Source organism: Shewanella sp. MF05960, assembly GCF_050849305.1.
Taxonomy (GTDB): domain Bacteria; phylum Pseudomonadota; class Gammaproteobacteria; order Enterobacterales; family Shewanellaceae; genus Shewanella.
Map to the genome: position 1 here is coordinate 1 of NZ_JBOZPS010000022.1, position 25,587 is coordinate 25,587.

Below are 25,587 nucleotides of genomic sequence, written 5' to 3' on the forward strand. Positions count from 1 at the left end.
GTGTGTCGGTTGCGGTTGCAGATGGGTTACCGGCGATATCAATCACCTGTGCGGTGACATCAACATCGGTTGCGCCAGCGGTCACAGGGACTTCAACATCAAAGCCATTATCCAGCATGTCTTGAGTGACAGGGCCGTTAAATAATTCAGTGCCGTTGCCGTCGGTGACAATCAAGGTGTCGCCCACTTGGGTGCCCGTCGCTAAGGTCACGGTCGCGGTCACAGTGCCGTCAGTACCAATTTCATCGCTGTTAAAGATACCGTCAGTGCCCATGCCGCTGAACTCAACAAGCGGTGCTGGTGACGTTATGTCAATAATTCCATCATCAGTATCAGTGGCAGAATTACCAGCAGGATCTGTAACTTCAGCAACGACTGTATAGTCGCCTTCAGCTAGCGGATCTCTTACGTCAACCTCGTAGGTTCCATCTGGCTGAACCGTTGTTGTTATCGTTTGTTCGTTACCTTCACTATCCGTAATAATTAACGTAACAGTACTGCCAACAGGTGCGTCAGTCGTACCAGTAATAGTTGGTGTTGTGTCATTTGTGAGAGCTGGTGCATCAACGGTAATAACTGGTGGAGTGGTATCTAAAATTGCAGAGTCGCTTCCTTCAGGTGATGTATTACCAGTAGAATCAACGATTACAGCAACAACTTCAATTTCTTCACCTTCACCAGGTGCAGGTAAATCGAGATTTACACTCCCAGTATCAATATCTTCTTGTGTTAATACAATTTCAATGCCATTGACAATAAGGGTATCACCGGCTTGAGCACCGGTGTTGTCCAAGCCGATAGTAACGTTTATTTCTGTCGCGCCATTGAGTTCTTCATTACTAATAAAACCATCATCATTAGTATCTGTATTAATAATAACGGTAGGAGCGCCGTCAGCAACTGGCGTGACTTCAATGGTTAACGTAGCAGTGATACCAGTATGGGTGGTGTAAGTGATCACTGGTACGCTGCCGTTCCAGTTTTCATTTGGTGTGAAGGTGTATGAACCGTCAGCGTTTAACACGATCACGCCATTTTCTAAGGTGACTTCAGTGCCAGCATCATAGCTTTGGCCGTTAACTTCGAAGCTCACTACGCTTAAATCTGAATCGACATCGCTGTCATTATCTAACACGTTACCGGTGGCAACGGTATCTTCAACAATGGTATTGCTGTCATTAACTAATACTGACGCATTATCAAGCGGCGTGACTTCAATCGTCAATGTCGCGGTAATACCAGTATTGGTGGTGTAAGTGATCACTGGTACGCTGCCGTTCCAGTTTTCATTTGGTGTGAAGGTGTATGAACCGTCAGCGTTTAACACGATCACGCCATTTTCTAGGGTAACTTCGGTGCCAGCATCATAGCTTTGGCCGTTAACTTCGAAGCTCACAACACTTAAATCTGAATCGACATCGCTGTCATTATCTAATACGTTACCGGTGGCAACGGTATCTTCAACAATGGTATTGCTGTCATTAACTAATACTGACGCATCATCAAGCGGCGTGACTTCAATCGTCAATGTCGCGGTAATACCAGTATTGGTGGTGTAAGTGATCACTGGTACGCTGCCGTTCCAGTTTTCATTTGGTGTGAAGGTGTATGAACCGTCAGCGTTTAACACGATCACGCCATTTTCTAGGGTAACTTCGGTGCCAGCATCATAGCTTTGGCCGTTAACTTCGAAGCTCACAACACTTAAATCTGAATCGACATCGCTGTCATTATCTAACACGTTACCGGTGGCAACGGTATCTTCAACAATGGTATTGCTGTCATTAACTAATACTGACGCATCATCAAGCGGCGTGACTTCAATGGTTAATGTCGCGGTAATACCAGTATTGGTGGTGTAAGTGATCACTGGTACGCTGCCGTTCCAGTTTTCATTTGGCGTGAAAGTATAAGAACCATCAGCATTTAACACGAGCACACCATTTTCGAGGGTGACTTCAGTGCCTGCTGGATAGGTTTCGCCGTTAACTTCGAAGCTCACTACGCTTAAATCTGAATCGACATCGCTGTCGTTATCTAACACGTTACCGGTGGCAACGGTATCTTCAACAATGGTATTGCTGTCATTCACTAATATCGACGCATCATCAAGCGGCGTGACTTCAATGGTTAATGTCGCAGTAATACCAGTGTTGGTGGTGTAAGTGATCACAGGAACAGTGCCGTTCCAGTTTTCATTTGGAGTGAAAGTATAAGAACCATCAGTATTTAACACGATCACGCCATTTTCTAAGGTAACTTCGGTGCCAGCATCATAGCTTTGGCCGTTAACTTCAAAGCTTACGACACTTAAATCTGAATCGACATCGCTGTCGTTATCTAACACGTTACCGGTGGCAACGGTATCTTCAACAATGGTATTGCTGTCATTCACTAATATCGACGCATCATCAAGCGGCGTGACTTCAATGGTTAACGTAGCAGTGATACCAGTATTGGTGGTGTAAGTGATCACTGGTACGCTGCCGTTCCAGTTTTCATTTGGTGTGAAGGTGTATGAACCGTCAGCGTTTAACACGATCACGCCATTTTCTAGGGTAACTTCGGTGCCAGCATCATAGCTTTGGCCGTTAACTTCGAAGCTCACAACACTTAAATCTGAATCGACATCGCTGTCGTTATCTAACACGTTACCGGTGGCAACGGTATCTTCAACAATGGTATTGCTGTCATTAACTAATACGGACGCATCATCAAGCGGCGTGACTTCAATGGTTAATGTCGCGGTAATACCTGTGTTGGTCGTGTAAGTGATCACAGGAACAGTGCCGTTCCAGTTTTCATTTGGCGTGAAAGTATAAGAACCATCAGCATTTAACACGAGCACACCATTTTCGAGGGTGACTTCAGTGCCTGCTGGATAGATTTCGCCGTTAACTTCGAAGCTCACTACGCTCAATGCTGAATCAGCATCAGTGTCATTACTTAATACATTACCTGAAGCAATTTGGTCTTCGCCAACCGTTATTGCATCGTTGACTAAAATTGATGGAGAATCGTTTTCGCCTACACCTTCTTCCTGAATTACAGCTGTTGGGGCAGCCGCTTGTCCAGTTGTATCATAACCATTGTCAGCAAGTGTTTCGCTTCCATCACGTGATACTGCAACATAGCCAAAATCACCCTGGTTGGCAGTTGGGGCGCCAGCAGCGGTTTCAGGTAGTTCTGTTGTTGGATCTTCGCCTGAAGCGATAAGATCTTGTAGCGCTTCAATTTCATCTAAAGCTGTTTGATCTAAAACCTGATCCTCTGCGTTAAGAGCATTGGTAATCGTTTCATCTGTAGGCATATCTTCACTATTGAAAATAGTGCCATCATCAAAAGTAATGACGAAGTTTATGCTTTCGTCACTAGTCACAGTCGCTCCGGTTGGCACAATTTGGCCTAACTTAAGCTCAGTTGTTTGGTTATTGATGGTCATGACTACTTTGCCTTCAGAGGCAGAAAGTATCCCGTTTTGTGATGTTTTAATCGATTCCATTTGAAGCTCCCAACAGCTTTGATATTCAGGTAATTAATACGTAAGTATGCGTGATCTTGGTCAAAGTATTATGAATTTTAAATTAAAAATAATTTAACCGTAATCTAACAATTCTACCATGAATTAGGTATGTGGTCAATTTTTTGACGTCACGGTATGATTGCGTAACTAGTTGATTATTAGTTTATTAAATAGATATTTGTAATGATTAATATTGTAGAGTTTATCAGGGGTTAATGCTTTTACACGGTAAACGTCTTATCGGCACACATGAAATTTTCTGAATAAAAAACCCGCAAGGTAGCGGGTTTGATAACTATCTCGAAGTAAATTCATACTAAAGCATTACATAGAGATTGCTGCTTTACGGTAGCTTTGTGCTGCAGGAGTGTTTTCGCCTAATTGTTCTTGGATTTGTGCTAGTGCTAACCAGGCTTGATGTGACGGTGCAATTCTGCATACGTTTTGCCAATGGATTTTGGCTTGTTTAGCATCACGCTGTTGCATGGCCAGTTTTGCTAAGCACGTTTGATAGTCGGCATCATTCTCATGAGTGCTTTCAAGACGCTCGAGCAACTTACGTATTTCGCTATCATCTGCGCTGACTAAATCTGGCAAGGCGTTAAATAAGAGTGAGGTGGGCTGAGCTTTAAGTTGTTTGCTCAGTAGTTTTAAGGCTTTATCTTGGTGTTTAAATAGATTTAAACCATGAGCATAAGCCACTATCAATTCATCCTGTTTACGCTCAGCTTTACTTAACCAGTGCCAGCATTTTTCCAATTCAGCCTCAGACTCTTGGGCTGCATTGGTTAATAAAATTGCATTGGTTTGTGTCGCTAATCCTAGTTGCTCGCTATCGTTCAGTATTTTACGTTTCGCCACAATAGGGAGCAGTAGTTTAAGTGCTTGCCAGTCTTGTTGTTGTTGATACAAATCCACTGCTAGCCTTAAAACAGGGGCGCTACTTTTGCTGGTTGGGCTGAGCCTATCAACTATAGTTCTGGCCTTAACTAGATCACCTTGCTTAATAAAATAGCGTGCACGAGAGGTCTCTACCGCCGTTTTGGCAATAGGATTTTTCTCTGCTTGCGTTAAGTAGTGGTCGCGCGCTGTGGTTTTACCTTGATAGTGCGCCGCTCGAGCGGCAGCAAACAAGTTTAATAACGGTATTTCACCTTGCTGGGCACCTTTAGCCATTGCTGTTTCTGCTGCTGGCCAATCTTCTTCTGCGATAGCTAAAGCGCCAATAAGAGTCTGTTTTTTAGCCGTTTTTTGTCGCCATTTAGCGGGTAGGTAACGACTGCTTAAAATAATATTAAGCAGTAATACTAATAACCATTCCACTAATTGCAGTGCAAAATAAAAGAAAATTAACCCCACAACAGCGGCAACTAAACTGGTTTCAATTTGATATTCGCCAATCGCAATATAGACATAACCGCTTTGGCCAATAATGAGCGGACTGACACATAATCCAATTAAGATAAGCAACACATACACTAAGGTTTTAATCATTGTGCAAGTTCCTCCACTGGCATGATTTCACCATAGGTAACCAGCTGCTGAAGTAATGGAGATGCCTGGAATTTATTAAGAGTGATTTTCTCAACCTTTACTCTTGCAAGCTTATCTAATGCTTCAACTGTTTCCTTGGTTTTTGCATCTGTTAAATCAAAATATTGCTGTAACCATTTGTCAGCTAATGCAATAGATTGCTGATAATTAACGTGGTCAAATCGGTATAAAGACAGTTGTGCTTGAAGTAATTTATTACGGATGTTTTCCACTAAATACCACTGTTGTTCAGGGGATAAAAGTGGCTCTAAATCTGTGGTTCGTTTGCGAATAGTGACAAAGCCGTCCGTTAAATCATGCCAAGTGCGCACAAGGTTTTGTTGCCAATCGTCGATTGAATCTGTCATTGGCGGAGTCTCTGAATTTTCTTGGAAGTTCTCATTAACTCGGTTTAACGGCAGTAAGGTTAAGCCATTAATCACAGTGTCTAATTCGAAAATAGTATTGGTAATGTCGGTGGTTTTTAATGATTTTACTTTGTTAATGTCATCGGCAAGGGCTTTACGTAAGACCGTTAACGCTGGGTCTTTCATGGCACTAATACGTTCATCTGCAGACTGTAATAGGCCCATAGCGGTTTGCGGGTCGTTTTCTAACCACAATTTTCTGCCGGCCATGCGCACTAGGTATTCAGCTTCAGAGGCCATCCAATGATTAGGGCTACGCTGGGCGATAACTGCTACACGCTCTTGTAATAATTTATTTGATTGCTGAAGTTCAGCAAGCTTTGCATAAGCTTTAGTGTCATTAAGTTGTTGTTGCTCTAATGTCGAGAAGCGTTTGTTGCTTGTCATCTCAACTTGCTGTACTTCATACTTTAATGATTGATTTTGTTTAGCTTGTGCAGTAATTGTTTGCTCTAACTGAACTTGACCACTGTCTTGTTTATCGAGTTGCAGATAAATCCAATAACAAGCCACGATAGCTGCAATGCCAATAATTAAACTCAATAATACGCCAAGCCTTATCCACCAAGAGCTGGCTTTGGTTTTACGGCGTTGATTGTTCATTTGGGTATCGTTATTCTGAGCGTTTTTATTTTTTTTGTCAGTTGACGATGGATTGGGGGTATTGCCTTTTTTGGCCACAGCCGGCTTCTCAACAGGGCTTGGTGTTGGAGAAATGACTTTCTCGTCCTGATTTGCTGGCGAATTTGGATCTTTTTTATTGTTTTCCATGAACAGTCCTTGAAAGCAAAAATACAACCAATAAAAGCAATATTAATTAATGCATGTCGATGCTACATAACAATATCATAACAAATTTAAGCCCAAGCTCGTAAGTGTTGCTTGAGTATTTGCTCCATTTGCATTGGTAATATGGCTTAATCCCATTGCTTTTGCTTGCATTTCGACACGATTACTAGGGACTATGATATGACATGCGCGTAGCCATGCAAATGATTCTTTTGGTACAAGGTCGACTAAGTTGGATAATATTTCACCGCTAGTGACCACAATGGTATCAATACCAAATGATTTCCATTGCTGGCAAATGTCATGTCCATTAAGCGCGGGTGCGATGCGTTGATACACTTGCCAGTAGTCAACTTGGGCACCGCGTGCGGTTAGTTGCGCGGCCAATTCCTCTCGGCCACCGACGCCACGTACAATAACGAAGGTTTGATTTTCGACATTTTGCAGTTGCGGTAAAGACAATAACCCTTCGCTGTCTTGGCTTGTATCGGGTGAGGTATAGGCATGAATGTTAAACTGCGCAAGGCTGTCTGCGGTCGCTTGGCCTACAGCAAAGTAATGGCAGTGTTGTGGAAACTGTTGTCGTAGTTTTTGTGCGGAAAAATCGACTGCATTAGTACTAATAAACAGTAAGTTGTCGGTATGTTTTAAGCTTGAGGAGTCGAGTTCCTCAGTGGTTTCGGCAACCACTAAAAGGGGAGTAACAAAGTAGGCAACATCGCTAAGCGAGAGTTGCTCCTCCATTGCTTGATTGCGCCCGAGCGGGCGCGTTAGCAAGACTTTCATCGTCTGTTATCTTGATGAGCAAAAATTAGCTGGCATAAACAGCATCTAAAATAGTTTTAGCACCGCGACTTAATAAGTCATCTGCCAAAGCTTGGCCCAAACTGACCGCATCAGTTTTAAGACCCGACACTGTGCCAGTAATAATTTGGCTGCCATCAGGGTTACCCACTAATCCGCGTAGGGTTAACTTGTCACCTTCAATTTCAGCAAAAGCGCCAATAGGTACCTGGCATCCGCCTTCTAAGCGGGTGTTCATCGCGCGCTCTGCAAGCACTCGGTAGCGAGTTTCTAAGTGTTCAAGTGGGGCTAATAGCGCCTTAACACGTGCGTCATCAGTACGACATTCAATACCGACTGCACCTTGGCCATTTGCTGGTAATGATTCTTCAGCAGAAATAAAGCTCGCAATACGGTCATTAAGTTTTAAACGAATAAGCCCAGCAGCAGCAAGAATAATGGCATCATAGTCGCCACTGTCGAGTTTGGCTAAGCGCGTACCTACATTGCCACGCAAGTCTTTAATGACTAAATCTGGGCGTGCAGCACGAATTTGACATTGACGACGTAAGCTTGATGTTCCGACTACAGCGCCTTGTGGTAATTCGCTGATTGTTTTGTAGCTATTTGAAACAAATGCATCGCGAGGGTCTTCACGTTCACAAATCACTTGTAAACCCAAACCGTCTGGGAAATCAACCGGCACGTCTTTCATAGAATGCACCGCAATATCGGCACGATTTTCTAGCATAGCGACTTCAAGCTCTTTAACAAACAAGCCTTTGCCACCCACTTTAGCCAATGGCGTATCTAAAATAACATCGCCTTTTGTGCTCATAGGTAGCAGCTCAACCCGCAAACCAGGGTGAATACGTTCTAGCTCAGCTTGCACAAATTCTGCTTGCCACATAGCCAGTGGACTTTTACGTGTTGCAATACGAATTACATTTTCAGACATAGTAGTAGATCCAAGTCAGATAGCCTTAGTTAAGCTAATGCTATCATTGCCCACGCTTTGATGTAACAAATCGATGCTAATTGTTTGAAGTCTGTAGCGCTTATTTACCTTGTTTACATGCATTTAGTGCGAGACAAATTGACACTTAACGCTACAACGATCACAGTTTTGGTAAAATTGTGATGTTCAATCTACTGTAGTTAGTGATAAATTCGAATTATCAAAATTAAAATTGTTAACTCGCAATGTATACATTTAACGTACAGTTATAAGGAAGTAAGCTTTGACTATCGTCACAGCATGTCATCAACAGGAATTAGCACAGCAATTAAATCGTATTCGAGTGGCTCGAGTGCTCAGTGTGCTGCCTCAAATGCAACAAGCATTATTTCATCTCATTCCATTGATGTTGCAAGTTAATCATCCTGATTTGCCTGGCATACTTAACCCTAAAACACCTTGCGGTATCGATTTTTTCTCATTACCAGATCACGCTATTGAAGCTTGTCATGCAATGTCATTGGACGTTCCTGCTGTTATTGAGGCGCACTCAACTGCTTTTGAAGGTGTTTACGCCATGGGCAGTACGGCTAGTTTTGGCCAAAACCCCAAGAGTGATATTGATGTGTGGCTGGTGCATAAAAGTCATCTTACACATGCTGAACTCGCTCTGCTTAATGATAAAAATAAATTGCTGACAGACTGGTTTGCTGGTTTTGATTTTGAGGTCAATTTTTACCTTGTTCATCCGATGCAATTTCGTGACTCTAGTGCATTTGAAAGTAGCCAATCATTAGGTTTGGAGCACAGTGGCACCAGCCAGCATTGGTTATTGCTAGAAGAGTTTTATCGTTCACATATTTGTTTAGCAGGTAAAACCGTTGCGTGGTGGCCAAGCGCCACCCAACAAATAACCGAGCAATATCCGCATTTACTTTATTTAGGTGATATTAACTCTCTCCCTGCAGCAGAATATTTTGGTGCATCATTATGGCAGTTATATAAAGGCTTAAATAAACCACACAAAGCATTATTAAAGGTTTTGTTATTAGAAACCTACGCGTCGGAATATCCCAACACCACGCTCATTACTCAACAACTTTGGCAGTTGTGCGAGCAGCAAAACTTTAGCTGCGATAACGATGCTTACTTATTGCTCTATTATCGCATTGAACGTTATTTACTGACTCAAGAGGACGACAATCGTTTAGAGATTGTTAGGCGGTGTTTTTACCTTAAATCTGGGGTCATGCTGTCACAGCAACCCATCTCAGAAGAACGTGATTGGCGCATTAATAAAATGCGTCATTTAGTCAGCCAGTGGGGCTGGAGTCCAGGCCTTATTGCCACGTTAGATAGCAGCCCTTATTGGCATTCAGGGCAATTAAAATGGTTTAACCAGCAATTAAGCGAATTATTATTAACGAGTTATAAAAACCTGTTGCAGTTTGCCTCTAAGCAAGCGTTAAGCGACCGTATGCGTGTTGAAGAACTGGGTTTACTTGCGCGTAAGTTGCACTCATCGTTTAGTGATGATGACCATATTTTACAACCGCTTAATCGGTTATGGAGCTTATCGACGGCAGAGAAGGTGTTGGTGGTACGTTATTGTGATGCCGCCTCGCGTTTTTACTTATATCGTCAAGCTCAAACCCAAAGTTTAGAGTCGTTAACGGATGCTCGAGCGTCTTTTGTTGGTACCAATGCTAACCAAGTGATCCATGACGCTGACAATGTTTGTAGCCTTGTAGCTTGGTCTGTTTTGAACGGGCTTGCCACGCTAGATACCCAATGGGCTCAAGTCGGCAGAGGTTCTCACCGTGCTGACAAATTGGCGTATTTGAGTCATAAATTAATCCCGATGTTAAATAATGTGCCTATGGTGTCTAAGCGGCATTTATGTGAGCCATGGTTTTATCAAAAAATTATATTCGTGGTGAATGTTGATGATGACCCAACCGTAAAATGGCAGGGACAAGAATTGATGTTCGATTACATCGACTTGAATGTCTTGTCATTTGGGCGTGATAAAATCAACATGCTGTCTTCTGTTGCTGTGGTGTGTTTAAACAGCTGGGGAGAGTGGCAAAGTCACCGTTTTAATGGCGATACTGCATTATTGGAAGCTATCTCGTTTGTGATTTTAGGCCTAAAACGCTCAGATGATAAAGTCGATTTGTCTGTAATAAGTTGCTCTGCAAAACTAAAGCAGCCAATATTTAACCAGCTTAAAGTCTTGTTGTTACGTTGCTATGGCTTGATGAAAAAGGTGAGCCAAACAAGCACGTTAATGCACCAAATCACCATTGGTGAAAACAGATATGGGATGTACTTTAATTCATTGGGCATGATGTATCGTAAAATTGATACTGCAGTAAAAAAAGATCTGGTTGAAAACTTGGTCTTGGCAAGGCCTGAGCTCATCGATGACCCTTACGCCAGCGTACCTTCGATTATTCAACAGTTTGTTGCCACAGGCGCTAAGCAATATTTTTTGCGTGAACGTAATGACATACTCGATGTGTTTATCGTTGATGAGAATAACCAACTAACACAACTGCAATATCCGCATACAAGCATGAAAGAGTTTGTCGGTAAAGAAAGTCACTTATATGTGTTTAACGAGAAAAAACAGCGTTTACCGGTATTTAATATGCCGCAGTTTTTTAAACTGACTCGCATAGAAGGTGTGTTGCAGGTATTACCGTTTGGATTGTCTGATGACGAAATGGGCTCAGCTTTTTAGGTGTGATTAACGTTGCTGATGTGGATGAAAAATATATGGGCTCAGTGTAAGTGCTAAGCCCATTTATTGGATTTTTAAGATTTAATATCTAACTCAATACCGCTTTGCTTTTTGATGGCATCAATCACAAAGGGCATAAACTCTAGGCCGTTACGAGTGTCTAGCCATTTACCATCAGTGTAATTGAAGTGGAAACCGCCAAACTTTGTCGCAATCCAAATCTCATGAAGCGGCTCTTGTTTGTTGATCACTATCTGTGAGCCATCTTCAAATGCCAGTTGTAACACGTTACCGCTCGCATCAATATCGACATCGGCATCTTGGTCGTCAATTGCTCGTTCGACTGCGTTGTCAATCTCGCCAAACATTTCATCTGCTAATCGATGAAACTCAGTATCTGTCATAGTCATGCATTTCTGTCCTTTGCTTTCTGCGTTATGAATGCGATTATAAGACCATTATTCACTAGATGCACAGATGTTGAGAAAAATGAGACTGCTTTTATTTATTATGCTTGCTAGCCTATTCGTAACCGCATGTGGTCAAAAAGGGGTTTTATACAAAACACCGGAACCTGTGGCCAACAAAGTTGCTTCGCAACCAGTAAGCACCAATGTGCCTGATAAAGCAGAAACGACTGAACAACAACCCTCAATATCACAACAAGAATAGCTTTTATAAGGACCTGCATTTTGGATTACTTTTCATATCAAAGTGATGCTTTATTCGCCGAAGAATGCGATGTAGCACAGCTAGCAAAGAAACATGGCACCCCGTTATATATTTATTCTCGCGCCACGTTAGAGCGCCATTGGCATGCATTTAACAATGCAGTAGCCGATCATCCTCATCTTATTTGCTACGCAGTAAAGGCTAATTCAAATTTAGCAGTATTAAATGTGCTGGCTCGTTTAGGCAGTGGTTTTGATATTGTGTCTGGTGGTGAGCTGTCTCGCGTATTGCAAGCTGGCGGCGATCCTAAAAAAGTGGTGTTCTCTGGTGTGGGTAAAACCGTTGCCGAAATGGAGCAAGCGCTGCAATTGGGCATTTATTGTTTTAACGTTGAGTCTAGCGCGGAGCTTGAACAGCTTAATGCCGTCGCTGAACGTTTAGGTAAAGTCGCGCCAGTGTCGCTGCGAATTAACCCAGACGTTGATGCTGGCACGCATCCTTACATTTCAACAGGTCTTAAAGAAAACAAATTCGGTATCGCGATGGAAGAAGCCGAAACCGTGTTTGCCCGTGCAGCGTCACTCGCGCACTTACAGGTAAAAGGGGTCGATTGCCATATTGGTTCTCAGCTAACCGAAATTAAGCCGTTTTTAGATGCTATGGACCGCATGCTAGCGTTAATCGATCGTTTAGCGAGTCAAGGTATTGTAATTGAACACTTCGACGTTGGTGGCGGCTTAGGTGTGACTTATAACAGCGAAACGCCTCCACATCCAGACGCTTATGCTGCGGCTTTGCTTGAACGTTTAGACGGTCGTTCGTTGAAGTTAATTTTTGAGCCTGGACGTGCCATTGCTGCTAACGCAGGTATTTTTGTTACTCAAGTGCTGTATTTGAAAGAAAACAGCGACAAACGTTTTGCAATTGTTGATGGCGCCATGAACGATCTTATTCGCCCATCACTTTACAGTGCTTGGCAAAATATTATTCCTGTACAACAAACAGATGCAGACAAGTTTGCTTATGATATTGTAGGGCCAGTATGTGAAACCGGTGATTTTTTAGGTAAAGACAGGCAGTTAGCGGTAAAAGCGGGTGATTTATTAGCCGTCCGTTCAAGTGGGGCTTATGGCTTTGCGATGTCATCTAATTATAATTCACGCCCACGAGTGGCCGAAATTATGGTTGATGGCGCTAAAGATGTGGTGGTGCGTCAGCGTGAAACCTTAGAGCAACTTTGGCAAGGCGAACACCTACTTCCGTAAATTCACTTGTTGTCGGTATAACGTTTTATAAGGAAACTTTCGTGATCCATTTCACCAAAATGCATGGGCTAGGTAACGATTTTATGGTCGTTGATGGCGTAACACAGAACGTGTTTTTTTCGCCTGAGCAAATTCGACGTCTTGCCGATCGTAATTTTGGGATTGGTTTTGATCAATTGTTATTGGTTGAGCCGCCTTATGATCCGGATCTCGATTTTCATTATCGTATTTTTAATGCCGACGGCAGCGAAGTTGAGCAGTGTGGTAACGGTGCCCGCTGCTTTGCTCGGTTTGTGCGAAACAAAGGCTTGACCCAAAAAAATAAAATTCGCGTGAGCACCAGTTCGGGCAAAATTACTTTACGTATTGAACGAGATGGCCATATCACCGTCAATATGGGCGTGCCCGTCACTGAGCCAAGCCAGATACCCTTTAAAGCCAAAAGAAGTGAAAAAACTTATTTGCTGCAAACGCCAATGCAAACGTACTTATGTGGTGCAATCTCAATGGGTAATCCTCATTGTGTCATTGAAGTGGAAGATGTCGACGCGGTCAATGTTGACGAAATTGGTCGCAGCTTGACCCGCCATGAACGTTTTCCAAAAGGCGTCAATGTGGGCTTTATGCAAATAGTAACGCCTAGCCATATCAAATTACGCGTGTATGAGCGTGGTGCAGCAGAAACGTTAGCCTGCGGAACCGGTGCCTGTGCAGCGGCAGCGATAGGGCAATTACAAGATAAACTCGATAAGCAAGTTAGGGTAGACCTACCGGGCGGCAGTTTAGTGATAAATTGGGAAGGCGAGGGCAAACCATTATGGATGACTGGCCCCGCTGAACACGTATACGATGGGCATATTCAACTATGAGTGACATTACCTCAGAAGCAGTAACTAAAAATGACATCAATGTCGACAGCGTGAGCAGTGCCAACGCGAAAGACATTAATACTCTCGGCCATGATTTAGGTGCAGAAATGCTCAGTAACATACAGGAACTTCCTTTTGATGAAGTGCTAATCCGCGAGTATTTATTGGATAATCCTGACTTTTTTAATCGCTATCCTGAACTGCTTATCGCGATGCGTGTGCCGCATGCAGAGCGCGGCGCGGTGTCGTTGGTTGAGCGTCGTCAAGAATTACTGCGACAACGCGTGAGCGAGCTAGAAGAAGAAATTACTTCGTTGATGAAAATTGCCACTCACAATGAAAAAATATTCAATTTTAATAATGAGTTATCCTTTAAGTTGCTGGCAAGTAAAGACTTAGGCGAGCTGCGACAAGCTTTGTCTGAAGGCTTAAAAGGTGAGTTTGGTTTTAGTCATGTCAGGTTGATTACGGTGCATGATATTGATAGCGAATTAGCCAATATTTGGCGTCATCGTTTGCAAAGTGGTTATTATTTTGGCCGCTTAACTCAGTCTGAATCATCGCGCTTATTTGGCCGCGAAGTTGGCTCTGTGGCCTTAACTAAGTTGTCTGATAACAACGGCCAGGTGATTTTTGCCATTGCCAGCAAAGACCCGACTCATTTCCATCCAGACATGGACTCATTGTTATTTAGCCAGCTACGCCATCTGTTAGACCATATATTACCGCAATTATAATTGAGGGCTCGCGCCATGAAGCAAACCGACTGGCAGGCGGTATTTAGCCAATATTTGACTTCTGAGCGGCAGTTATCGGCATACACAGTGCGTAATTATTTATTTGAATTACGCCGTGTCGCCACTCAATTGGGCGAAGATGCCGCCTTGATTAGCGTAACTCGAGAGCAGCTGCAATCTGTTATCGCAGGCTTACATCGTAAAGGGCTAAGTCCGCGCTCTTTGTCTTTGTGTTTGTCTGCGCTTAAACAGTTTTTCGACTTTTTACTCCACGAAGGTGCGGTAAAGGTTAATCCTGCCCATACGCTTAGCGCTCCTAAGCAAAACAAACCCTTGCCCAAAAATATGGATGTCGATGCGGTGAGTCATTTGTTGTCAATTGATGGCACCGACCCTTTAAGCCTGCGCGACAAAGCCATGATGGAGTTGTTTTACTCAAGCGGTTTACGTTTAGCGGAGCTCGCGAGCCTAGATTGTGCAGACATTAAGTTTGATCAAAGTGAAGTTAAAGTGACGGGTAAAGGCAGCAAGCAGCGCGTTGTGCCCATTGGCCAAGTTGCGCTATTAGCGATACAAACGTGGCTTGGATGCCGTGAACAATTACCTCTGGCAGAGGCTGGTGATGCTTTGTTTGTGAGCAGCCAAGGGAAACGTTTATCGCATCGAAGCATTCAAGCGCGTATGGCTAAATGGGGCCAAGAGCAGGCCATGTCAGTAAAAGTTCATCCGCATAAGTTGCGTCATTCGTTTGCAACTCATATGCTTGAATCAAGTCAAGATTTACGCGCTGTACAAGAGTTGCTGGGTCACGCAAACTTGTCGACCACACAAATTTATACCAGTTTAGACTTTCAACACCTTGCTAAAGTGTACGACGGCGCGCATCCAAGAGCGAAAAAAGATAGGGGAAAATAATGACATATCAACAACCAGCTGCTTCTATTACCCAGTATCAACGCCTACACCCTTTTAAAGCCATTAGTTTCGATTTAGATGACACCCTTTATAATAATCTTCCTTATGTTGTCCATGCGAGTGAACAATTATTTGAATTGATCAATCGTCGTTATCCGGCTACAACGGCGTGGAACAGCAACCAGTGGCAACAGCTTAAGCACCATTTATTTGCCTTAAAACCCGAACTTGCGCACGACACCAGTGCCGCGCGTTATGCCATGTTGCATCAGGGTTTATTGCATTTTGGTTACTCTGAAATAGACGCCAGTCAGGGTGCACAAGTGGGCATGGATTGTTTTCATCATCATCGCAGTGACTTTACTATCGCGCCTGAGGTGTTGGCCGTGTTGCAAACACTCGGGCAACACTATCCGTTAATTGGGATCACCAATGGCAATGTAGACGCCAAGCGCATTGGCTTACATGATGTGATGCAATTTGTACTGCACCCAGGCAACGGCATTAAAATGAAACCGCACAGTGATATGTTTACGTTAGCTTGCAAGCAGCTTGCGATTACACCTGCACAATTGCTGCATATAGGCGATCATCCATCGTCGGATGTTGCAGGGGCTAAAATGGCAGGGTGTCAGAGTGTTTGGCTTAACCCATGTATGCAACAACGGCACAAAAAAGCGCAAACAGTGTTACCGCATGTTGAAATTAATCAATTAGATTTACTGCTTGAATTACTCTAATTTACTGCTTGAATGACTTTAGCGTGCTGATTAAACAACCTTAATTTACGCTTATTAGAGCGTCAAAGCGATGTCGTAATGAATGATTTATTAATCTAATGCTTTGTGATTATTTGTGGTTCGTTGGCTTAAGGTGATTTCTGCTTTGAGACTCATTTGTTCAACTTGCTCACGGCTGGCATGCATATCGGCATCGCCTACGCGGAAATACGTGCCGCTGTAGGGATCGGTGCCAACATAAATGGGTCTGAGTTTTACATCAACACTCGGCACGTGAATACGGATGAGTTTTTTTGCCAAGATTTCGATTATTTGCACATCGGTTGGCGCTAAAATGTTGTGACTGATTTTTTTAGGGTCATTTAGAATGGTCCAAATTTCACTCAACATTGGCATAGGATTCACTATCCCTTCGATAGTAAATTGCCCTTGTTGTTCTTTCACGCCTAAAATGATCTCGCCGCCCAACGTGTTAGCAAATGCACTGTAGCTTTCCCACATGCCTTCGGGCAGTTTACCGTTGCCATCACGGCCGCCGGCTAATTTAAATTCTACCTGCGCAGACTCTTGTAAGTTGGCAATATCGTCTAAGGCAAATGTTGGGTAATGGTGAGGCGACATAAAGACTCCCTTGTTGCGATACTACGTGTTAATAATATTACTTTAAGAAGTTTCGCTAAAAAAAGGAAGTAAATCCGCAAGGGAGAGCACGGAGTTACTTCTTAAAATATACCGTTGGGGCTCGGTATAAAGCGGATAAAAAATACGTGAGTAGATTTGTTAAGCCACACTAGGCCACAACAGTGACCTCATTGTCTGCTTTGATTAATGGCGCAAGATTATATAGCCAGTGCTTTTGGGAAAAGCAGCGTATTCTCAACATCAATATGATTTTGTAAATCGGCATCAAACTCTGCCAATGTGCGATAACAGGTTTGCCACGTATTACATGCACCGGCAGGTGGCGTGTAATTATTCGTTAGACTTCTGATGGTATGTAATATCTGGTCGGCATTATCGTGCTCATGCAGCATCATATTAATGGGATTGCTAATGTGACCAAAACAGCCATGAGCAGGTTCGCCTAAGCTGAGTGATTTTATGGCTGGAAATAAAATGCGTTCTTCTTTCATTAAGTGTGGCATTAATTCGGCAATAAGTGCGTTAACAGCTTGTGCCAGTGGTTTGATTTCGCTGTGATCATCCCCATGTGCTCTAACCATTTTTTCAGTATATTCGGCTAATAATGGCGCCGTGTCGCGGATGTACTGATGGTGAGTCGCTTCAATATAATCAATTAAATCGATTAGCGATAACTGCTGTAATGCGGGTGACGCGTGTTCAGTTAACATCGTTTTTCCAAAGGTACACATAAGTTACATGTATATTATGTGCATCTTTAGAGGTTCTCAAATGTTAAAGTCAAAGTTGCTAGCTAACTCACATAAGCACGTTATTAATCGACAGCGCAGGTTTCATTGGCATTGAGTGTGGTTGTTAATACGTGGTTACTCACATTTTGCTTTACAAGCATACCGCCAACACGCAGCAAAGTAGTTTGCCAACACAGTAACCCGCGATGATCCATACTCGGTTGCGCTAAGGCTTGTGGCGTTAACCATTGCTTACTGACGAGGTCAAAACGATATTGTTGACCACTGGGTTCACTCGGCTGACCGTTATAACCAATACCTGAATAATTGTACGGGTTATCACTGCCCCCTAAAAAGACGATTTGACCGCCTTTTGGCGTCATAATACCAGTTGCTGCCATTCGGTAATGTGCTGTTGGCGCATGTGATTGGGTTTCGGTTTGCTTCGCAACTGATGAGTAGTGCGGCAATAATTGCCAATCAATGCGTAAGTGATTTTCAGGGCTGATTTCCCCAAATAAACACACTGGTGATGCCTGGTAACTACGACGTGCATTGATATTAGGCTGCACTTTGACCCCATCACACAGCACTAACTGATTACCGACTATGCCTACCGCTTGGCCAAACACCGCAGGTGCAGGGATTGGACTGGCTTGTGCCCACGTGTTGGTTTGGGTGTCATACACTTGGACTAAATTGACGTTACCGTCGTTGTGCCAGCCGCCAAACAGATAAATATAGCGTTGTTGGTATGTGGCGGCAGTGGTGTCATCTACAGCCACAGGCATGTCAGCAATACGCTGATAGCTGTTGGTACTGATGGAGTATTGATAGTTGTCTACAGTGCTTATTTCATCATGATTTTCTGCAACAGTATAACCGCCAAATACATATGCATGCTCTTTTATACCCACTGCAATAGCCGCTAAGCGACCAGAAAGCGGCGCCACATGCGGTACCGCTTTTATCGATTGCCAATGAGGATTGGTATTATCGATGGCTAATGCCCAGGCGAGATTATGTACATCTTGATAATCTTTATCTTTTCCTAGACCCATAAAGCTCAGTAAATACGTTTGTTTATTAGCATGCACCATGGCAACTGCGTTATTACTCACCGCCTGTGGTAAAGGTGCGATGTTGGTTGCAGCAAAAGTGGGTGTCGCGCCGAATAGAAATCCTAACAATATTAATATCGTACTATGACGTGGTGATGTAGTTGTTATATCACCAATATTGGAGATTGAAAGCTTAATCGAAAGGCGCAGGTGCGAAAAGATAAACTCGATTAAACGAGGCATGTATAAATCCTTCATATGTACTTTATTAGCTTGATAATAGTGTAAACCAAGTTACGGTTTAACACCTATTTCTATGTGTATTCAAATGGTTTTCAATATGAAATGGGGAGTTTATTGAGATTGTAATAGCGAGATTACAGGTGCTATTTCATTTATGTTGGTAAAAATAATAACAAGTAACATTTGTATATGAACTTGTATTTAGGCCGTCTCTGTTAAGAGAGTTTTTAGACAGTGTTAATCCTTCAAAAGTTGAAATTAGTATACCAAACATTACATTTACAACAGTTTTAAATACAATGCTTAAGTGTTTGGTTCCTTGTGTAATTAAAAACAAAACGGGCTTATCATTGCTGATAAGCCCGTTTCATTACAATCACTTAGACGTTAAGTCTTAGTTCATGCCGTACAATCACTTTTAGTGTTTTTCGTTGTTTGCCTTACTTTTCCTAAGTTTACATAATGTATTTCAAAACATAGGCTTACATCATATTTTTGTTGTATGTTGTTTATCTATGTTTAGGGTTAGACTATCAAGTGTGTGCCCCCATGCGTGCCCCCCTGAGAGGAAATATGAGTGGTAAAGGAAAACTAACTGATACAGCTTTGAAGCGGCTACAGAAGCAAGCTATCACCAAAGAAGTGAGCCAAAGTGATGGTCAAGGCTTGAGTGTGCGAGCAAGACCTTCTGGAAATGATGAGCTAAATAATGTGAGTTGGCTTTTCCGATATCGAGTAGGTGATAGGAGCACAAACCCCACCAAGCTGGTATTGGGTAGTTACCCTGATTTGTCATTGGCAAAGGCGCGTAAGAAGCGTGATGAATGTCGGGCATGGCTGGCAGATGGTAAAGATCCCAAATTTGAAATCGTTCTCGCCCTTGATAAAACAATCAAACCGATAACCGTTGCCGATGCGCTTAACTTCTGGATTGATGAATACGCCATTGAAAAAAGGACTAATGCGCTTAAACATAGGCAGCAATTCAATAAATGGTTAGTACCAGAGTTAGGCCATTTACCCCTTGCCAGCATCCAAAAGCCTCACTGGATTAAAACAATTCGCAAGCGCTCAAAACAGTATCCTGTGGCGGCTGGCTACGTGCTTAGGAACTTACAGCAAGCCCTTAAGTTTTGTAATAAACGAGGCTATGAGATAGACCGCAGCGTGTTTGATATTGATTTTGATGACATAGATGCCAAGAAACAAAATAAACGCTCACAGCGGCTGGTGGAGGATGATAGCTGGCAAAGGTTAGAGGACTTAGTTAAGTGGCTTGATGAGGGCAGAATGATGCCTTATTACCGCCATTTAACCTTGTTGTTAATTTCGTTTGGTTGTCGCTCTCAAGAGTTAAGGCTTGCCGAAACCAAAGAATTTAACTTTGAAACTCAAGTGTGGACGGTTCCCGCAGCACATAACAAAACCCGCGATAAAGACCAAGCTAAAGGCCAAAGCGGTGAGATTAAGCGTCCAATACCTACAGCGCTACTGCCTATGCTGAAAGCATTATGTGATCAGCATAAAGGCGGCTATTTGCTAGGTGAGTTGAAAAATGCCGAAGCGGTGAGTGGTTGGGGGCGAACGATTTATAAATTACTAGGCCATGAGGAATCATGGAGCCTGCACGATTTAAGGCGCACTGTTGCCACTGGCTTGAATGATATGGGCATAGCGCCCCATGTGGTCGAAGCTTTGTTAGGTCACTCACTACAGGGCGTGGCAGGTATTTATAATCGCAGTCAGTATTTACCTGAAAAGCTTGATGCGTTGAACAAGTGGCAAGATAGGTTAGAGTTGTTGCGCGGTGACACCAATAACATAGTTGTTTTAGGGAGAAGGAATGACTTCAAAGGCTAAAGCAGGTACTGAGATTATTGAAATACTTGAAGAGAACAGGCAGCTTTTAGAGAACTGGGCAAAGGTTGTAACTCGATGGGGGAGTGTCGAGGCTTTGGCCGAATATCAAAAACACGCTTGCACTTTTCCTACTACAACTTTTGAATCAGCAGTAATGTGGAATAAAGGCGTTGCTGAGCAACTAATTGTTTTTATTGAAAAGTTAGACTCAGTAAAACGGCAGTCAAGACCTGCAACAAAGCGTAAAAGTTATTACAAAACTTGGTATCTTTATATTCAGAATGATAAAAGCCCTACTAAAACAGCTAAAAAATTAGGTCTCTTTCATTCTGATCAAACTCCAAATACAAAAGAAATCAGAGATAGGTTAAAAATAATTTGGGAAGACATGAAGGCCGCTTATCCTGAACATAATTTTTCTAGTAATTACATGATAGATATGAAATTGGAAGGAGAATCTGAAATTTTGAATGCAACATTTAAACATTTAGAGACTCACTTAGAGGGATCACTTGATAGTTTAGATAAGTGAAATTTAACGGGGGGAAATTGATATTGTTTTTCCCCCATTTTCAGATTTTCAACCATTGATATTATCAACCTACTATAAACAAAGATGAAGGTTGATTAATATGTTTTTACAAAGTGAAAAACTTGTAGATTTTAAATATGTAAAGCAGATGACGAGTTTATCTAGAACTCGAATTTGGCAACTTGAAAAAGCAGGCCAGTTTCCAAGAGGTAGAAGATTAACTCAACGCTGCTGTCGTTGGCTAGAGTCAGAAGTGCAAGCTTGGGTTCGTGGTGAATGGGAGGGCGTGTAATGAACTTCATCCAAACATTACTGAAAACCAATGCTCAGCGTTTTACAGCGAAAGAATATCAAGCATTGATGACGATAGCGGCTAGTGGCGGTTACGACTACCGCAAAGCATATGAAACGCAAGATCATCGAATACCTTACTTACCTTCATTTGCACAACGTGTTGAACCCAAACTGGCTGCAATAGGGCTATCTATTGACTCAAGACCTGCCAATGATGGTTCAAGGCGGAAGATTTACTCTATCGTCACCTTAAAAGAAAACGCCCCTGACCAGTAAGCCAAGGGCATTTCGTAAACTTGCTGGTGGTGTGAAGTTTGGCGATCAAGCGCCACCAGCGTTTAAAGAGTAAGCCTATTATGTGTGCATATCAAGCAGAAAACTCATCTAGCAAAGTCACTCAAATGTTAGCGCCTACTATCGCTAAAAGCATTGCTAGTATTGAAGTGAACAAGGTTAAACAACCCTCACCACTTTGTTACCCCCATAATGTGAGTGAGCACTATCGGTGCAATGTCTTACTAGCAAAGGATTGTAATCAAGTGGAATGGGCTATTTTTGCTCGGTTATTAATAATATCTATTACAGCGGTATTCTTTAAATGAAATACATAAGCTATCAAGAGTGGATAGAGCATGGTGGACAAGTTTATGAGGTACAGGCAAAGCCATCAGGCATTCATACGCAGCCGTTTAAGACTTTCCTTGATGAGTTCAATTGGATGATCAATACCCATTCCAAGGTGTTTTTATTTAGGTTTGATTTGAGGTTTGCCGATGATAACGTTTGCTTAGATAACTCAAAACCAATGAGGATATTGTTTAGAAGGTTAGTGCAGCGACTTGGGAGGCATTACAAAACAAAGGATATTGCTTATACATGGTCAAGAGAGCAAGAAAAAGCCAAGAAGCAGCATTATCATTGTATTTTAATGATGGACGGGAACCGAATTAGACTGGCTCATAAATTGTGTGAAAAAATCAGGGAAATATGGCTACAAATTTCAGGCGGCAGCCCGTATTGGTCTGAGGAGTATCACTTCCATCGTTCGGACTTAAATACGCAATCTGAAGCTATTCGTCATTGTTCGTACATTTTCAAGGCTAGAGGTAAAGGTTACAAGCCTCAATATGCTAAAGATTATGGTCATTCAAATTTAAGGAAAAAAGCAAAATGATGACATACACAAAGATACTGCTAGTGAGCGTTTTATCCATGAGTGCTTATGCAGAGGATAATCAAATTGTGGCTCTATGCGATAGCGTGAGCGCTCAAGCGTTAGTGGCTGCTAGGCTTATGGCAAGTGGTGCCCCTTTTATCGAGACGGTACAGCGAGACGATGATTCTGAATGGCGTTATCTAGTGGGTAAGGTTTATCGGCATCAATCCTTAGTCACTAGCGTAAGCGAAAAGAATAAAGAGGAATATGCTAAAGGGTTTGCTCAGCGTGAATTACTTAGATGCCATAAGGAAAATCAACTTCCCTAAAATAAGTGCCAATATTAAAGGTATTTCGTATGAGTGGATGCTTTGCAAGTGCGCGAACTAGGCGCTACATAGAGGGTAAAGAGCGTATTGATGCTAAGGCATTTAAAGCCTGCATAACCGATTTTGGCAGCAAGTTTACCTTTAACTCTGACAAATACCCAAACCAGTTTACCATTTCTAAACATGATGATTATGCCGCTATCGCGTGGTTTGAATCTGCTAAGTACCCATTATTTCCTGTTCCACTGATTTGGGATAATACCCGCTACCCACGATTAATTTTTATCTGCCCATGTTGCGAACTCAAGCGGCTTTATCTTTACGGTGTGCCTAACGGTTGGGCGTGCCGTCATTGCATAGGCTTGCATTACTCGGTTCAATCAATGGGGACAGAGGAAAGACTCCGTAAGCGGATCAGGAAGATAAGGCGCAATATTTGGGGGAATGATGCCTCTATGGATACGTTTGAAATGTCTTATCCATTTGGTAAGCCAAAGGGAGTTAGATTTGATAAATTTAACAACGAGGTACAGTTGCTAAATAGCCTAGAGGTTAGGTATTTGAGGCTAGCTGAAAAAAGGTTTTTAACCTTAGATGTGAAAATTTCGAAATTAGCGGCTAAGGTTTTCGGTTGATTCTAACCGTTAAATTAAAGCCAAATAAAAAACTAACTCAAGGAATTAGAATGGCTGACTATCTCTATCAGTATGCAACGCTCGAAAAACACATAAAAAATTACATTAAGACAAAGCAATATGAACTGGCGTGGACTAAAACTTTCAACCTTGATGAAATAGCACTGAAGCATGTTGCTACCTTTATTAAACCACCACTAGATTGGGTTCTTTGTTTTACAAACAATGGTTCTGAGTATCGGGCTGTAATTTTATCAAAAGAAGGGAAGCACATAGACGCACTGTTCAACGGGACATTAAGAGCGTTGGTTGAACATAGACCAATCGCTAAATATGAGCAAAAGATGATGGTCTACTTTCGTAAAGCAAAGTTGAAATGCACTGAAGCTTCATTCTTAGAAATGTTTGAGCAATCAAAAAAGAGTCGCGATATTAAAGTATTTGAGAAATTGTTTCGTGAGTTGATAGGCAGATAGAGTTTTTTGGATGACTATTTCTAATGAATGAAATTAAGGTGTGTGCCCCCATGCGTGCCCCTATAAAACAAAACGGGCTTATCATTGCTGATAAGCCCGTTTCATTACAATCACTTAGACGTTAAGTCTTAGTTCATGCCGTATTTCTTTAATTTCTTACGTAAAGTACCACGGTTGATACCTAACATATTAGCAGCGCGCGTTTGGTTGCCACGAGTGTGTTGCATAATGATGTCTAGTAAAGGAGCTTCAACTTCGCTCAATACCATTTCATATACTTCAGAAGCTTCCTGACCGTCTAACTGAGAGAAGAAGTTAGTTACGGCACGTTTAACTGCGTCACGTAATAACTGCGGCTTGATAGTGCCGTTTGCTGTTTCGATTTTGCCTACGGTAAGCTGGTGAACTTCTGTGTTAGTTGTCTGATCAAACATTCTATTCTGCTCTTTATTAAATTCTAAACTAATTCATCAAAATAACATTCCACTAGGGAATGTTGCTGGGCAGCGGTTTCAAGCCGATTGAAGTCAGCACGAAATTGGCGCTGTTCCTCATGGTTTAGGTACCACCCGACGTGCTTTCTAGCAAATCGGACACCTTTGTATTCGCCATATAAGTCGTAAAGTTTGTTAAGGTGTTCAAGCATCACTGCGCGTTGCTCGTCCGCCTTAATTGGCGCTAACTTTTTACCTGTTTCCAGATAATGTAGGATTTCTTTAAAAATCCAGGGCCTTCCTTGTGCACCTCTTCCTATCATCAGGGCATCGGCGCCGGTGTAGTCAAGCACAAACTTGGCTTTTTCCGGAGTGTCAATGTCCCCATTGGCGACAACAGGAATTGAGACATTCTGTTTGATTGCTTTAATCGTGTCGTACTCGGCAAAACCTTTGTACATGCATTGTCTTGTGCGGCCGTGAACAGCTAACGAAACAATGCCACTTTGTTCGGCAATCTTGGCTATTTCAACACCATTACGATGTTCAGGTTCCCAACCTGTTCGAATCTTTAACGTTACTGGCACATCAACAGCAGATACCACGGCTTGTAAAATCTCTTTTACTAAATCGGGGCTTTGCATGAGTGCTGAGCCAGCAAACTTTTTATTCACTTTCTTGGCGGGGCAGCCCATATTGATGTCAATGATGTGCGCGCCTTGTTCAACGTTGAACCGTGCGGCATTGGCCATTAACTCAGGATCTGCACCTGCTATTTGTACGGAGCGAACACCTTCTTCACCAGAATGCATCATGCGCTGGCGGCTTTTATCGCTGTCCCAAACTTCAGGATTTGATGAAAGCATTTCTGATACCGCTAAGGCAGCGCCGTAGCGTAAACAGAGATTTCGAAAGGCCTGATCGGTGACACCTGCCATTGGTGCCACAATCAGCTGATTAGACAGTTGATACGGGCCAATTTGCATTGCGAACTTCACCTTGCTCTTCAAAGGGGCGCTATAGTAGCCCTTTTTGGCGGTCATGAAAAGGTCAATAAATGACCTAGACGCAACTTTTTTGCTTGACTTTTATTGGCTGTCACATCTTTGACTAATAATTGGCATTTTTACATGGTGCTTGAGGGCTGGTGCGAGCTGTAGGTCAACTTTTTTATTGACGCTGGGAGTTTTGAGGGTTGTTAATAAGCTGTAAAAAAATATTCAGTGGGTTATTTTG

Annotated in this window: 26 protein-coding genes; 15 read left to right on the forward strand and 11 right to left on the reverse strand. The window is 42.5% G+C overall.

The genetic code is table 11. From position 1 onward, the window contains the following. The 5 genes from ACROAE_RS17815 to hemC form a co-directional block, all read right to left on the reverse strand. Positions 1-3,502, reverse strand: a 3,502-nt coding sequence (locus ACROAE_RS17815; protein ID WP_432404489.1) for a retention module-containing protein, incomplete at its 3' end; no start/stop codon positions are given. A gap of 345 nt (positions 3,503-3,847) precedes the next feature. Beyond that, on the reverse strand, positions 3,848-5,017 hold the full coding sequence (locus ACROAE_RS17820) for a heme biosynthesis HemY N-terminal domain-containing protein (RefSeq protein WP_432404492.1): 1,170 nt from the start codon (positions 5,015-5,017) through the stop codon (positions 3,848-3,850). After that, positions 5,014-6,255 (reverse strand): uroporphyrinogen-III C-methyltransferase, encoded by a 1,242-nt coding sequence (locus ACROAE_RS17825; RefSeq protein WP_432404496.1) that lies wholly within the window; start codon positions 6,253-6,255, stop codon positions 5,014-5,016. The genes ACROAE_RS17820 and ACROAE_RS17825 overlap by 4 nt, the downstream gene beginning before the upstream one ends. A 75-nt stretch (positions 6,256-6,330) precedes the next feature. Then, complete coding sequence (locus tag ACROAE_RS17830; protein ID WP_432404499.1) at positions 6,331-7,059, reverse strand: uroporphyrinogen-III synthase; 729 nt, start codon at positions 7,057-7,059, stop codon at positions 6,331-6,333. 25 nt (positions 7,060-7,084) lie between these two features. Further along, entirely contained in the window at positions 7,085-8,014 is a 930-nt protein-coding gene (gene hemC, locus ACROAE_RS17835; RefSeq protein WP_432404502.1) for a hydroxymethylbilane synthase, read from the reverse strand. Positions 8,015-8,297: 283 nt separating this feature from the next. On the opposite strand from hemC, the gene ACROAE_RS17840 reads away from it, so the two are divergent. Continuing rightward, positions 8,298-10,760, forward strand: a complete 2,463-nt coding sequence (locus ACROAE_RS17840) for a class I adenylate cyclase (RefSeq protein ID WP_432404505.1) — start codon at positions 8,298-8,300, stop codon at positions 10,758-10,760. 74 nt (positions 10,761-10,834) lie between these two features. Here the strand turns inward: ACROAE_RS17840 and cyaY are convergent, their stop codons facing one another. Continuing rightward, a complete protein-coding gene (cyaY, locus tag ACROAE_RS17845) occupies positions 10,835-11,170 on the reverse strand; it encodes an iron donor protein CyaY (RefSeq protein WP_432404508.1) in 336 nt (111 codons plus the stop codon). A gap of 79 nt (positions 11,171-11,249) precedes the next feature. Between cyaY and lptM the strand changes: the two genes are divergently transcribed. The 6 genes from lptM (at position 11,250) to ACROAE_RS17875 (ending at position 15,958) form a co-directional block, all read left to right on the forward strand. Beyond that, on the forward strand, positions 11,250-11,432 hold the full coding sequence (lptM, locus tag ACROAE_RS17850) for an LPS translocon maturation chaperone LptM (protein ID WP_432404511.1): 183 nt from the start codon (positions 11,250-11,252) through the stop codon (positions 11,430-11,432). 20 nt (positions 11,433-11,452) lie between these two features. After that, positions 11,453-12,697 (forward strand): diaminopimelate decarboxylase, encoded by a 1,245-nt coding sequence (lysA, locus tag ACROAE_RS17855; protein WP_432404514.1) that lies wholly within the window; start codon positions 11,453-11,455, stop codon positions 12,695-12,697. 41 nt (positions 12,698-12,738) lie between these two features. Further along, a complete protein-coding gene (dapF, locus tag ACROAE_RS17860) occupies positions 12,739-13,566 on the forward strand; it encodes a diaminopimelate epimerase (protein WP_432404518.1) in 828 nt (275 codons plus the stop codon). A 107-nt stretch (positions 13,567-13,673) separates the two neighbouring features. Continuing rightward, positions 13,674-14,303, forward strand: coding sequence for a DUF484 family protein (locus ACROAE_RS17865; RefSeq protein WP_432404716.1), 630 nt, complete (start codon positions 13,674-13,676; stop codon positions 14,301-14,303). 15 nt (positions 14,304-14,318) lie between these two features. Next, positions 14,319-15,218 (forward strand): tyrosine recombinase XerC, encoded by a 900-nt coding sequence (gene xerC / locus ACROAE_RS17870; protein ID WP_432404521.1) that lies wholly within the window; start codon positions 14,319-14,321, stop codon positions 15,216-15,218. Next, positions 15,218-15,958: an HAD-IA family hydrolase gene (locus tag ACROAE_RS17875; protein ID WP_432404524.1), complete on the forward strand. Its 741-nt coding sequence runs from the start codon at positions 15,218-15,220 to the stop codon at positions 15,956-15,958. The genes xerC and ACROAE_RS17875 overlap by 1 nt, the downstream gene beginning before the upstream one ends. Before the next feature lie 90 nt (positions 15,959-16,048). Here ACROAE_RS17875 and ACROAE_RS17880 read toward each other — a convergent pair whose 3' ends face one another. From ACROAE_RS17880 to ACROAE_RS17890, 3 genes are all read right to left on the reverse strand, one after another. Next, the gene (locus ACROAE_RS17880; RefSeq protein WP_432404527.1) at positions 16,049-16,579 is read right to left on the reverse strand and encodes an AlbA family DNA-binding domain-containing protein; all 531 of its coding nucleotides are present in this window, start codon (positions 16,577-16,579) and stop codon (positions 16,049-16,051) included. Between the two features lie 218 nt (positions 16,580-16,797). Beyond that, positions 16,798-17,310 (reverse strand): hemerythrin domain-containing protein, encoded by a 513-nt coding sequence (locus ACROAE_RS17885; RefSeq protein ID WP_432404530.1) that lies wholly within the window; start codon positions 17,308-17,310, stop codon positions 16,798-16,800. A gap of 104 nt (positions 17,311-17,414) precedes the next feature. Then, the gene (locus ACROAE_RS17890; protein WP_432404535.1) at positions 17,415-18,635 is read right to left on the reverse strand and encodes a Kelch repeat-containing protein; all 1,221 of its coding nucleotides are present in this window, start codon (positions 18,633-18,635) and stop codon (positions 17,415-17,417) included. 573 nt (positions 18,636-19,208) lie between these two features. Here ACROAE_RS17890 and ACROAE_RS17895 point away from each other — a divergent pair. The 8 genes from ACROAE_RS17895 to ACROAE_RS17930 all read left to right on the forward strand — a co-directional run bounded on the left by ACROAE_RS17895 (position 19,209) and on the right by ACROAE_RS17930 (position 23,917). Then, positions 19,209-20,495: a tyrosine-type recombinase/integrase gene (locus ACROAE_RS17895; protein WP_432404538.1), complete on the forward strand. Its 1,287-nt coding sequence runs from the start codon at positions 19,209-19,211 to the stop codon at positions 20,493-20,495. After that, a complete protein-coding gene (locus ACROAE_RS17900; protein ID WP_432404540.1) occupies positions 20,479-21,027 on the forward strand; it encodes a hypothetical protein in 549 nt (182 codons plus the stop codon). The genes ACROAE_RS17895 and ACROAE_RS17900 overlap by 17 nt, the downstream gene beginning before the upstream one ends. Positions 21,028-21,127: 100 nt before the next feature. Then, positions 21,128-21,319, forward strand: coding sequence for a helix-turn-helix transcriptional regulator (locus ACROAE_RS17905; protein WP_432404543.1), 192 nt, complete (start codon positions 21,128-21,130; stop codon positions 21,317-21,319). Next, the gene (locus ACROAE_RS17910; protein ID WP_432404546.1) at positions 21,319-21,597 is read left to right on the forward strand and encodes a hypothetical protein; all 279 of its coding nucleotides are present in this window, start codon (positions 21,319-21,321) and stop codon (positions 21,595-21,597) included. Before ACROAE_RS17905 ends, ACROAE_RS17910 begins: the two co-directional genes overlap by 1 nt. A 322-nt stretch (positions 21,598-21,919) precedes the next feature. Next, positions 21,920-22,495 carry a YagK/YfjJ domain-containing protein gene (locus tag ACROAE_RS17915; protein WP_432404549.1) on the forward strand — a complete coding sequence of 192 codons (576 nt, stop codon included), beginning with the start codon at positions 21,920-21,922 and terminating at the stop codon, positions 22,493-22,495. Continuing rightward, positions 22,492-22,806 (forward strand): hypothetical protein, encoded by a 315-nt coding sequence (locus ACROAE_RS17920; protein WP_432404552.1) that lies wholly within the window; start codon positions 22,492-22,494, stop codon positions 22,804-22,806. The genes ACROAE_RS17915 and ACROAE_RS17920 overlap by 4 nt, the downstream gene beginning before the upstream one ends. Positions 22,807-22,835: 29 nt before the next feature. Next, positions 22,836-23,441 carry a hypothetical protein gene (locus tag ACROAE_RS17925; protein ID WP_432404555.1) on the forward strand — a complete coding sequence of 202 codons (606 nt, stop codon included), beginning with the start codon at positions 22,836-22,838 and terminating at the stop codon, positions 23,439-23,441. Positions 23,442-23,491: 50 nt separating this feature from the next. Further along, positions 23,492-23,917: a hypothetical protein gene (locus tag ACROAE_RS17930; protein ID WP_432404558.1), complete on the forward strand. Its 426-nt coding sequence runs from the start codon at positions 23,492-23,494 to the stop codon at positions 23,915-23,917. Positions 23,918-24,045: 128 nt separating this feature from the next. Here ACROAE_RS17930 and fis read toward each other — a convergent pair whose 3' ends face one another. Both fis and dusB read right to left on the reverse strand, forming a co-directional pair. Beyond that, on the reverse strand, positions 24,046-24,351 hold the full coding sequence (gene fis / locus ACROAE_RS17935; protein ID WP_011494902.1) for a DNA-binding transcriptional regulator Fis: 306 nt from the start codon (positions 24,349-24,351) through the stop codon (positions 24,046-24,048). A 23-nt stretch (positions 24,352-24,374) separates the two neighbouring features. Then, positions 24,375-25,337: a tRNA dihydrouridine synthase DusB gene (dusB, locus tag ACROAE_RS17940; RefSeq protein WP_432404719.1), complete on the reverse strand. Its 963-nt coding sequence runs from the start codon at positions 25,335-25,337 to the stop codon at positions 24,375-24,377. Positions 25,338-25,587: the final 250 nt, after the last annotated feature.

Coding starts and splice junctions, on each gene's coding strand:
- ACROAE_RS17820 (WP_432404492.1), bottom strand. CDS start 5,017: ATGATTAAAACCTTAGTGTATGTGTTGCTTATCTTAATTGGATTATGT.
- ACROAE_RS17825 (WP_432404496.1), bottom strand. CDS start 6,255: ATGGAAAACAATAAAAAAGATCCAAATTCGCCAGCAAATCAGGACGAG.
- ACROAE_RS17830 (WP_432404499.1), bottom strand. CDS start 7,059: ATGAAAGTCTTGCTAACGCGCCCGCTCGGGCGCAATCAAGCAATGGAG.
- hemC (WP_432404502.1), bottom strand. CDS start 8,014: ATGTCTGAAAATGTAATTCGTATTGCAACACGTAAAAGTCCACTGGCT.
- cyaY (WP_432404508.1), bottom strand. CDS start 11,170: ATGACTATGACAGATACTGAGTTTCATCGATTAGCAGATGAAATGTTT.
- lptM (WP_432404511.1), top strand. CDS start 11,250: ATGAGACTGCTTTTATTTATTATGCTTGCTAGCCTATTCGTAACCGCA.
- ACROAE_RS17865 (WP_432404716.1), top strand. CDS start 13,674: ATGCTCAGTAACATACAGGAACTTCCTTTTGATGAAGTGCTAATCCGC.
- xerC (WP_432404521.1), top strand. CDS start 14,319: ATGAAGCAAACCGACTGGCAGGCGGTATTTAGCCAATATTTGACTTCT.
- ACROAE_RS17875 (WP_432404524.1), top strand. CDS start 15,218: ATGACATATCAACAACCAGCTGCTTCTATTACCCAGTATCAACGCCTA.
- ACROAE_RS17880 (WP_432404527.1), bottom strand. CDS start 16,579: ATGTCGCCTCACCATTACCCAACATTTGCCTTAGACGATATTGCCAAC.
- ACROAE_RS17885 (WP_432404530.1), bottom strand. CDS start 17,310: ATGTTAACTGAACACGCGTCACCCGCATTACAGCAGTTATCGCTAATC.
- ACROAE_RS17890 (WP_432404535.1), bottom strand. CDS start 18,635: ATGCCTCGTTTAATCGAGTTTATCTTTTCGCACCTGCGCCTTTCGATT.
- ACROAE_RS17895 (WP_432404538.1), top strand. CDS start 19,209: ATGAGTGGTAAAGGAAAACTAACTGATACAGCTTTGAAGCGGCTACAG.
- ACROAE_RS17900 (WP_432404540.1), top strand. CDS start 20,479: ATGACTTCAAAGGCTAAAGCAGGTACTGAGATTATTGAAATACTTGAA.
- ACROAE_RS17905 (WP_432404543.1), top strand. CDS start 21,128: ATGTTTTTACAAAGTGAAAAACTTGTAGATTTTAAATATGTAAAGCAG.
- ACROAE_RS17910 (WP_432404546.1), top strand. CDS start 21,319: ATGAACTTCATCCAAACATTACTGAAAACCAATGCTCAGCGTTTTACA.
- ACROAE_RS17915 (WP_432404549.1), top strand. CDS start 21,920: ATGAAATACATAAGCTATCAAGAGTGGATAGAGCATGGTGGACAAGTT.
- ACROAE_RS17920 (WP_432404552.1), top strand. CDS start 22,492: ATGATGACATACACAAAGATACTGCTAGTGAGCGTTTTATCCATGAGT.
- ACROAE_RS17925 (WP_432404555.1), top strand. CDS start 22,836: ATGAGTGGATGCTTTGCAAGTGCGCGAACTAGGCGCTACATAGAGGGT.
- ACROAE_RS17930 (WP_432404558.1), top strand. CDS start 23,492: ATGGCTGACTATCTCTATCAGTATGCAACGCTCGAAAAACACATAAAA.
- fis (WP_011494902.1), bottom strand. CDS start 24,351: ATGTTTGATCAGACAACTAACACAGAAGTTCACCAGCTTACCGTAGGC.
- dusB (WP_432404719.1), bottom strand. CDS start 25,337: ATGCAAATTGGCCCGTATCAACTGTCTAATCAGCTGATTGTGGCACCA.